Origin of the sequence: Kitasatospora sp. NPDC056800 (assembly GCF_042789775.1) — a bacterium.
Lineage (GTDB): Bacteria > Actinomycetota > Actinomycetes > Streptomycetales > Streptomycetaceae > Kitasatospora.
The window spans coordinates 1-2,318 of sequence record NZ_JBHUAL010000394.1 but is presented as its reverse complement, the minus strand read 5'-3'; the positions used below and the strand labels follow the sequence as shown (position 1 = coordinate 2,318).

Below are 2,318 nucleotides of genomic sequence, written 5' to 3'. Positions count from 1 at the left end.
GCCCTGGACGGCGCAGTGCCGTCCGGGGCCGTCGGGGCGTCCGGGAATCAGACCTTGAGGTACTTGCGCAGCGTGAAGAACGCCGCCACACCGGCCATGCCCATACCCACCACGATCAGCAGCGGTATCACCGCCAGCACCGAGCCGAGGCCGATGAAGTGGATGAACTGCACCCGGTCGGCCAGCCAGTTCTGGACGAAGAAGTGCCCGCCGATCAGCAGTCCGGAGGCCATCATCGCGCCCAGCAGCGCCGAGAAGGCCGCCTCGGCGATGAACGGCATCTGGACGTAGAAGTTCGACGCACCGACCAGGCGCATGATCCCGGTTTCACGCCGTCGGCTGTACGCCGACACCCGGACGGTGTTGACGATCAGCAGCAGCGCGACGAACAGCATCAGCACCATGATCACGAAGGCCGCCGTCTGGAGGCCGTTCAGCAGGCCGAACAGGTTCTCCAGGATCTTCCGCTGGTCCTCGACCGACTTGACGCCGGGCTTGCCGGCGAAGGCGCTCTGGATCACGTCGTACTTGGTCGGGTCGTTGAGCTTGACCCGCCAGGACTGCGGCATGGCGTCCGCGCCCAGGACGGAGATGAGCGGGTTGTCCGGGTTCATCTCCTTCCAGTGCTTGTACGCGTCGGCGGAGCTCTCGTAGGTGGACGACTGGACCACCGAGGTCATCTTGTCCAGCTGGTCCTTGATGTCCTGGACCTGCTGGTCGGTGGCCGCACCCTTGTCGCACTGGGGCGAGTTCCGGGCGTCCGCCTTGGTGCAGAAGTAGATGCTCACCTCGACCTTGTCGTACCAGTACCCCTTCATGGAGTTCACCTGGTCGCGGACCAGGAGCGAGGAACCGGCGAGGGCGAGGGAGAGCGCGACACTGACCACGACCGCGATGGTCATGGTCAGGTTGCGTCGGAGACCCACACCGATCTCCGACAGGACGAACTGGGCACGCATGCGGGAAACAACTCCAGGGTCGGTACTGCTCCGGGACTGGCGGTTCGGGCCGGCGGCCCTACGGGTCAGCGCTGGTCGGTCAGTGCTGGTACCCGTAGACGCCGCGGGCCTGGTCGCGGACGAGCAGCCCCTTGTCGAGCTCGATGACGCGCTTGCGCATCTGGTCGACGATGGCCTGGTCGTGGGTGGCCATCAGCACCGTGGTGCCGGTGCGGTTGATGCGGTCGAGCAGCTTCATGATGCCGACCGAGTTCTGCGGGTCGAGGTTGCCGGTGGGCTCGTCCGCGATGAGCAGCATCGGACGATTCACGAAGGCCCGGGCGATCGCCACGCGCTGCTGCTCACCACCGGACAGCTCGCCCGGCATGCGGTCCTCCTTGCCGCCGAGGCCGACCAGCTCCAGCACCTCGGGCACCACCTTGTTGATGGCGCTCTTGGGCTTGCCGATCACCTCCAGCGCGAAGGCGACGTTCTGCGCGACCGTCTTGTTCGGCAGCAGGCGGAAGTCCTGGAAGACGGTGCCCAGCTGGCGGCGCATGTGCGGCACCTTCCAGTTGGACAGCTTGCCGAGGTCCTTGCCCAGCACGTGCACCGCCCCCGTGGTGGGACGCTCCTCGCGCAGGCACAGGCGCAGGAAGGTGGACTTGCCCGAGCCGGACGAGCCGACCAGGAAGACGAACTCACCCTTCTCGATCTCCAGCGAGACGTTGTCCAGGGCGGGACGGTTCTGCTTGGGATAGGTCTTGGAGACGTTGTCGAATCTGATCACGGCTGCATCACGGAGGCCATCCTAGGCGGCGCCAGTCCTTGGGTCGGTCCGCCCCTGGGGCCCGGCCCGGGGGCGGTCGAAGGGAGCGCGGAGGGCCGCTCCCGGACTCGGACCATACGCGAATCGGCATCCGGCCCGCAGGGGCCGCCCGCGACAACGCCCGCCCCTTGGGGGAGAATGTCCGTTTATGCCCAGAATATCGGGGGCCATCTCGCAGCCCGGGAGCCGGAACCGCCGGAACCTGGCAGAGTGGAGGGGGCGACCGCGTCACGGCCGCTCCCCCGTACAGGGCAGCACATGGAACCAAAGCCCCGTCCGGCGCGTTGGCTGTAGCAGCGAGGAGGAGATCGCATGACCTGCGACCATCTGGTGTGCGCCAACTGCAACGGCCGCGTCAGCGACGGGCGTTGCCCGGTGTGCCGGGCCAACCGGGCCCGGATCCAGGAGCAGCAGAGCCCGTTCGCCGCACTCTCCCCCGCGATGCTGCTGGCCCTGCTGGCCGGGCTGCTCGCGGTGGCGCTGATCGCGCGGCAGGCTCTGGCCTGACAACCCACGAGACGTACGACGAAGGCCCCCGACCACTGCGGTCG

General features: G+C 67.6%; 3 protein-coding genes. 1 reads left to right on the top strand and 2 read right to left on the bottom strand.

What is annotated here, in order from left to right; genetic code table 11:
- Positions 1-47 precede the first annotated feature (47 nt).
- Both ftsX and ftsE read right to left on the bottom strand, forming a co-directional pair.
- Complete coding sequence (gene ftsX, locus ACFRQN_RS40580) at positions 48-959, bottom strand: permease-like cell division protein FtsX (protein WP_049653435.1); 912 nt, start codon at positions 957-959, stop codon at positions 48-50.
- Positions 960-1,038: 79 nt separating this feature from the next.
- Positions 1,039-1,728, bottom strand: coding sequence for a cell division ATP-binding protein FtsE (gene ftsE / locus ACFRQN_RS40575; RefSeq protein WP_049653434.1), 690 nt, complete (start codon positions 1,726-1,728; stop codon positions 1,039-1,041).
- Positions 1,729-2,079: 351 nt separating this feature from the next.
- Between ftsE and ACFRQN_RS40570 the strand changes: the two genes are divergently transcribed.
- The gene (locus ACFRQN_RS40570; RefSeq protein WP_049653432.1) at positions 2,080-2,274 is read left to right on the top strand and encodes a hypothetical protein; all 195 of its coding nucleotides are present in this window, start codon (positions 2,080-2,082) and stop codon (positions 2,272-2,274) included.
- Positions 2,275-2,318: the final 44 nt, after the last annotated feature.

Excerpts from the sequence above, each read along its gene's own strand:
- ftsX (WP_049653435.1), bottom strand. The coding sequence starts at position 959 with ATGCGTGCCCAGTTCGTCCTGTCGGAGATCGGTGTGGGTCTCCGACGC.
- ACFRQN_RS40570 (WP_049653432.1), top strand. The coding sequence starts at position 2,080 with ATGACCTGCGACCATCTGGTGTGCGCCAACTGCAACGGCCGCGTCAGC.